Annotated in this window: 6 protein-coding genes; 3 read left to right on the top strand and 3 right to left on the bottom strand. The window is 57.9% G+C overall.

What is annotated here, in order from left to right:
* Positions 1-1,765: single-stranded-DNA-specific exonuclease RecJ (gene recJ / locus IGS51_RS14615; RefSeq protein WP_297079275.1), on the bottom strand; the 1,765-nt coding region annotated here is incomplete at its 3' end.
* A gap of 281 nt (positions 1,766-2,046) precedes the next feature.
* Between recJ and IGS51_RS14610 the strand changes: the two genes are divergently transcribed.
* Entirely contained in the window at positions 2,047-2,670 is a 624-nt protein-coding gene (locus IGS51_RS14610) for a flavin prenyltransferase UbiX (RefSeq protein WP_297079274.1), read from the top strand.
* A gap of 42 nt (positions 2,671-2,712) precedes the next feature.
* Here the strand turns inward: IGS51_RS14610 and trxA are convergent, their stop codons facing one another.
* Both trxA and IGS51_RS14600 read right to left on the bottom strand, forming a co-directional pair.
* Entirely contained in the window at positions 2,713-3,051 is a 339-nt protein-coding gene (trxA, locus tag IGS51_RS14605; protein WP_172356161.1) for a thioredoxin, read from the bottom strand.
* Positions 3,052-3,291: 240 nt separating this feature from the next.
* Entirely contained in the window at positions 3,292-4,077 is a 786-nt protein-coding gene (locus IGS51_RS14600; protein WP_297079272.1) for a PspA/IM30 family protein, read from the bottom strand.
* Positions 4,078-4,397: 320 nt separating this feature from the next.
* Between IGS51_RS14600 and IGS51_RS14595 the strand changes: the two genes are divergently transcribed.
* Together IGS51_RS14595 and IGS51_RS14590 are read left to right on the top strand one after the other, a co-directional pair.
* A complete protein-coding gene (locus IGS51_RS14595) occupies positions 4,398-5,291 on the top strand; it encodes a hypothetical protein (RefSeq protein WP_297079270.1) in 894 nt (297 codons plus the stop codon).
* Positions 5,292-5,793: 502 nt separating this feature from the next.
* Positions 5,794-6,368, top strand: a 575-nt coding sequence (locus tag IGS51_RS14590) for an ATP-dependent metallopeptidase FtsH/Yme1/Tma family protein (RefSeq protein ID WP_297079268.1), incomplete at its 3' end; no start/stop codon positions are given.

Here is a 6,368-nt window from a genome sequence, read left to right as displayed (position 1 = left end):
CACCACCGGGGAGGCGGATGCCGATGAGTTCGAGTTCCACGTTCATCTGACCGTTCCACTCGTTGAGGCGGAGGCGATAGGCGATGTCGATGGGGCTGGGCAGGGGGCAATATTCACCCCAGCGCCAGGCGATCGCCTTCATGCCAGATTCATCTTCGTCCTGAGCCACAACGACCCGCAGATGAGAGCGGTCTTTGCCAATCACCTGCTGTTCCACGATACGGACGTTGGGAGTCCAAAACACCGGGTCGGGGTTGCCAATGCCGCAGGGGTGGAGTTGGTCGATCTGCTGATACAGGTCGAGGGTGAGGTCGCGCAGGTTGGCCTGGGCATCGACTTCGATCAGCGGGCGCAGGTGTTGGGGTTGCAGGTGCATGTTGGCGAAGATTCGCAGGCGAGATCGCATTTCCTCCAGGTTCTCTGTGGCCAGGGAAAAGCCGCCCGCCGCTCGGTGTCCGCCAAACTTGTCGAGGATATCGGCGCAGCATTGCAGCGCATCGAACACGTTAAATTCGGGAATGCCCCGCGCTGAGCCGCGAATCCGCGTCGGGTCGCCTTCTTCATAAGTGCCGATGAACACGGGCACGCCGTAGCGCTCCACCAGCCGCGATGCGACGATGCCAATCACCCCGTGGTGCCAGCCGTCCTTTACCAGCAGCAGCACGCGGTCGTTTTGCAGATTGGGCGCGTGGGCCTCGGCAAGGGCGATCGCCTCCTGTTCGATCAGTTCGCACAACCGCTGCCGCAGTTGGTTTACTTCTTCGCACTGCATTGCCCGCTCTAGCGCCACGTCCGGATCGTCCGTCGTTAGCAGGTCAATCACTATATTTGGGTCGGCAATGCGCCCCACAGCGTTGATCCGCGGCCCCAGACGAAACCCAATGGCTTCCGGCTTCAGCGCGTCCTGCTCTGGATTCACGCCCGCCACCTGGATCAAAGCCTGTACGCCCGCCAGTTGCGACTTGGGCAGCCGCCGCAGTCCCCGTTGCAGCCAGCGCCGATTTACCCCCGTCAGGGGAGCTAGGTCGGCGATCGTGCCCAGGGTGAATAGCTCCAGCAGTGGCCCGGTAAGATCCTGGGTTTGCCCCAGTGCTTGCGCCAGCGAGATGGCCAGAATGTAGGCTACGCCCACGCCTGCCAGCCCTCGATAGGGCGAGCTTTCGGCAATGAGTTTGGGATTTAGGATGGCGTGGGCGGGGGGCAGTTCGGGCGGAATGTCGTGGTGGTCGGTGACGATGACGTGCATCCCCAGATCGCGGGCAAAGCCGATGGGCCCCGCCGCCGCGATGCCGTTGTCTACGGTCAAGATCACCCGCACGCCCTGGGCGTGAAAGTCTTCCACGATGCGGTGGTTGATGCCGTAGCCCTCTTTCATGCGGCTGGGAATATCTGACTGGACGCGCCCACCGAGCGATCGCAGTGCCCGCAGCAACAGCGCCGTGCTGGTCATGCCGTCGGCATCGTAGTCGCCGCAGATGGCGATTCGCTGCTGTCGGGCGATCGCCGTTTGCAAAATGCTCACCGCCTCTGCCAGGTCAGGAAACTCATCCATCGGGGAGGCTAGCTGCATCAACTCAGGATTGAGAAATACTCGCGCCTGGTCGGGCGTGTCGATATCTCGATTCAGCAAGACCTGCCCCAGCACAGGGCTGAGATCGGCCGCTGCTGCCAGCCGCGCCGCCCGCTCCGGCTCGGCATCCGCAATTTGCCAGCGCTGGCTGGGAATGCGGCGAGAGCGGGGACGGGGTGGGGAGGAGGAGGACACGGTGGGGAGGGAAGAACGAAGAGGGAAGAACGAAGAGGGAAGAGGGGAGGGGCGATCGCTCTCTAATGATCCTTGTCTTTTCCCAAGGGTACAACTCTGCGCCTTGAAATAGACTGATTATTTGATGCTGAAAGGCTGACTGGGGCGCGGAGGGGGCGCGGAGGAGGCGCGGAAGGGGTGTGCGGGGGCGATCGCATCTTTCTGCGTCCCAAAGCCTAGGGGTGATAATAGGAAAAGAATGGTTGATATGACCTGTTTTTCCTCCCCTCTCCCCCAGTCTCTTGCAGTCTCAAACTCCTTCCCTCCCCCTTATCCTCGGTGTTACGGGCGCATCCGGGCTGATCTATGCCGTGCGATCGCTCAAGTTTTTGCTGCGGGCGGACTATGCCGTCGAACTGGTCGCGTCCAAATCGACCTACATGGTGTGGCAGGCAGAACTGGGCATTCGGATGCCTGCGGAACCTGCCCAGCAGGAGGAGTTTTGGCGGCAGCAGGCGGGCGTGGAACAGGGGGGCAAATTGCGCTGTCATCCCTGGGGCGATGTGGGGGCCAATATTGCCAGCGGCTCCTTTCGCACGGCGGGGATGCTGGTGATGCCGTGCAGCATGAGTACCGTGGGCAAACTGGCGGCGGGCCTCAGCTCTGACCTGCTGGAGCGGGCCGCAGACGTGCAGCTCAAAGAAGGGCGCAAGCTGGTGATCGTACCCCGCGAAACGCCCTTTAGCCTGATTCATTTGCGAAATTTGACGACGCTGGCTGAAGCCGGAGCGCGGATTGTGCCAGCGATTCCGGCCTGGTATCACCACCCGCAGACGGTGGAAGATCTGGTGGATTTTGTCGTAGCGCGAGCGCTGGATCAGTTCGATATCGACTGTGTACCGCTCAAGCGCTGGGAGGGACATTAGCAGAGTGGGATTGGCTGCTATAGAACCCCGTAGGCTTTAGCGCTATGCGGGCTGGGGCAGGTGCGCGTCCAAAAAGCCCTCAATCCGCTGCTTGTTGACCACACCCTCGATCGCCTCCACGGGCTGTCCTTCTCGGAACAGAATCAGGGCAGGTACGCCTTCCACCTTGTAGCGGGCGACTGCTTCGGGGTTGGCATCGACTTCCATTTTGACAATTTTGAGGCGATCGCCATACTGACTGGCAACAGACTCCATCATCGGCGACATCAGGCGACACGGCCCACACCACGGGGCCCAAAAATACACCAGCACGGGCTGGTCGGTTTGCAGAACGGTCGTTTCAAACTCGGAGTCAGAAATGACCACCACGCTGCTACTCATAAAACGTTTAATCAGCTTGCTAAAGTGCTTGGGTTGATGCCGCACAAAGGGCACCTATCCATCGTGCCACACGCCGGGGAGAACCTTGGCAGCATCGCGAAACTCGCAAAACTCGCAAAACCCAGCCGAAGTTGCTGCTAAAAAGCGAGATGCGCCCAAAGAATCCTCCTGCATCATCTCGCTTTGAAGTTTGCCTACTTTTAATTAAAAGCGCTGATCGAAAGCGCTGAACCCAGTCGGTTAAAGCTGGTCGAGCTGGGTTTTCAGTTGCTCTAGCTCGGCATCTACCGAAGCATCGGTCGTGGTGGTGCTGGGGGTGGTGGTGCTGGGGGCAGAGGCAGGCAGTTGGCTCTGAGCGGGCGACGCGCCGCCGATTAGCTGTGCCTTCATGGCTTCTAGTTCAGCATCCACATCTGTACTCGACTCTAGCTGGGCAAATTGCATTTCCAGGTCGGTTCCTGCTAGCTCGGCCGCAGCCTGAGAGCGGGCTTCCATTTGCAGCACTTTCTCTTCCATGCGCTCAAATGCGCCCATTGCCGTGCTGGTGCCCAACTTGCCGACGGTGTTTTGCAGTTGCTCGTTGGCCTTGGCGGCGCTGGCGCGGGCCTTGAGCATGTCTTTCTTGGTTTTGGCTTCGGCAATCTTGCCTTCTAGGGCAATCAGGTTGCGCTTGAGGGTGTCCACTGTAGCGCTCTGCTGGTCAAGCTGGGTCTTCAGCGCAGCAGAGGTGTCAAGCTGCACCTTCTTGCGGTTTAGTGCTTCGCGGGCGAGGCTTTCGTCGCCCTTTTGCAGGGCCAATTGGGCCCGCTGCTGCCAGTTGTTGGCTTCGGTCTGCGCCTGGTTATACTGCTGCTGCATCCGCTTTTGGCTGGCGATCGCGCTAGCCACCGCCTGACGCATTTGGATCAGGTCTTCCTGCATGTCGATCAGCGCCTGATCCAGAATCTTTTCGGGGTCTTCGGCAGAGCTAACGGCGGCGTTGAGGTTGGCCCGCACCACCCGGCTTACACGATCAAACAGTCCCATGAGAATCTTTTCCCTTTGCGGCAGTTCCACCTTATTTTAGGCATTACTCCAGCGCAGATGACAGGGTAAAAACTCGCTTGGGGGAAATCAGCAGGTATAAGAAATGCTTAAATTTGGTTTTCTTGAGTCTTTGGGTCAAAAGATTTAGTGCAATATCGGGATATTAGCGTGGTTATAGGGTCTGGGCATCTACTGATTCAAGTCCGTTCATTTCGCTACAAGGTCTGCACCGGGCGGTTTTGCTTTGCCCTTTTCAGAATCGCGTCGTTGAACTTCTCCACAAAATTTTCCATAACCTCCCATAACCTCCCGTAACCCCTATGTATAGAATTTACGCTGTAGATGCTGCTGATCCAGAGTCTTTCAGGCGTGACGAGCGATCGCCCCACGCTTCGGGTAACCGTCTCCCTGCGCTTCCAAACCCTGCCCTTCGATCTGGCGTGCTAGGGGTTCTGCTGGGTTCTGTGGGGGCGATCGCCCTTGTCCTTGGCGCAGGTGTGTCACCCGCCACATCCTTCAGCTTCAACTCGCGCCAGTCTGCCTACGACCTCAGCTTTAGCCAGCCCGACTTTGCCGATGCGCTTGCGTCCTACCGCATTACCTACACCACCGATGCCGAGCGGGGCGAACTGATTACGCTCGACACTCAGCTAAAAACCAGCGTCCAAAATTTCGTCGGCTTGCCGTCTGGCAGCAATAATATCGCCAGCGTCACTCAGAGCGGCAATGTGTTTACCCATTTCATCGTGTCGAACGGCGGCCCGGGCGGGTTTGAAATCCGCTACGACACGCCCGTTGCCACCGCGCCAGGGGGAAACTTTAGCGAAAGCTGGCTGGTGCGCTCCTTCGACGGGGAGGCGTGGGATTTGGAGTTTCTGGGCGGCGGCTCCAATACGGGGCTGATTCCGCCGGACTATGAACTGGCGATCGCCCTTCCGGGCAACTGGTCAACCCAGGGCAGCAACCCCGGCCAGCTAGAGTTTCGGGGCATAGGGCCGGGCTATACTATCCTGGACAATTTTTCCTACAACCCCGCCACCAACCTCACGACGTTTAAGGCAGTGAACCATCGCTGGGACGGTTCCTCGCCCGACCTCAATTTTGTGCTGCATGGGCGATCGCCCCAATCCACCCCTGAACCCGGCGTTCTAATGGGCTTAGCCGCTTTGCTCGGCGCAATTTTTCACTGGCGGCACCTACGGCCGTCGAGCTAGCCCAGGGTGAAACCCTGACCTCAGCCAACCACACGCAACCCGACAGGGCGAGGGCCCTGTAGCTAGCACTGTAACTGGCTCTGCAACTAGCACTGAAACTATAAGTTGTCCGAACTTCAGAAATTAAGTTAAATTTAGTTAAGATTCGTTCTCAGAAATAGAAGTTCCCTGAAGCACTCTAGCTGTCTTCTCTGTTTAGACCTACTAGACATTTGCATTGGGTGAACCCTACTTTCCTGATAGTGTTGACGGGGGTTGACTCTGATAATGTTGACTTATTCTTATAGGCTCTAGCTATAAGCATTGGCTGAATGAATTGGTTTAACGTAAAGTTGTCTGAAAGTTGTCTGACGCAGGCTCATTCTCTGCCCGGTCGTTCAACGCTGTCAGTCCTTCTCTGAGTCTTCGAGTCGCCGCAGCTTCGAGCCTTAAGCTCTTGAGTCTTTAAGTTCGAGCCTTTAGTCCAAATCTTTAGTTGCAGTTTTTAGAGGCACCTGGCGTTATGAAACTTTCCTGGAGAGTCATCCTCCTTTGGACATTGCCAGCCCTGGTGGTTGGCTTCTTCTTTTGGCAGGGTGCGTTTACTACCTCCCCGATGGACATGGGGCGAAACACCGCCAGCACCCGCATGACCTACGGCCGTTTTCTGGAATACCTGGATGCGGGCCGTGTGACCAGCGTGGATTTGTATGAGGGCGGTCGTACGGCTATCGTGGAAGCCGTTGATCCGGAGTTGGATAATCGGATTCAGCGACTGCGGGTTGATCTGCCAGGAAATGCGCCAGAGTTGGTCTCTAGGTTGAGAACTGACCATATCAGTTTCGATGTGCATCCGCCCCGCAACGATGCGGCGATCTGGGGACTGCTCGGCAATTTGCTGTTCCCCATTCTGCTGATTGGTGGGCTGTTCCTGCTGTTCCGTCGCTCTAGCAACGTGCCCGGTGGGCCGGGGCAGGCGATGAATTTCGGCAAGTCTCGCGCCCGCTTCATGATGGAAGCCAAGACGGGCGTGATGTTCGACGACGTAGCGGGCATCGAAGAGGCCAAGGAAGAACTGCAAGAGGTGGTGACCTTCCT

Origin of the sequence: Thermoleptolyngbya sp. M55_K2018_002 (genome assembly GCF_015295965.1) — a bacterium.
Classification (GTDB): Bacteria; Cyanobacteriota; Cyanobacteriia; order Elainellales; family Elainellaceae; genus Thermoleptolyngbya; species Thermoleptolyngbya sichuanensis.
Note: the sequence above shows the minus strand (reverse complement) of the source record. Positions and strands in the feature narration are given on the sequence as shown.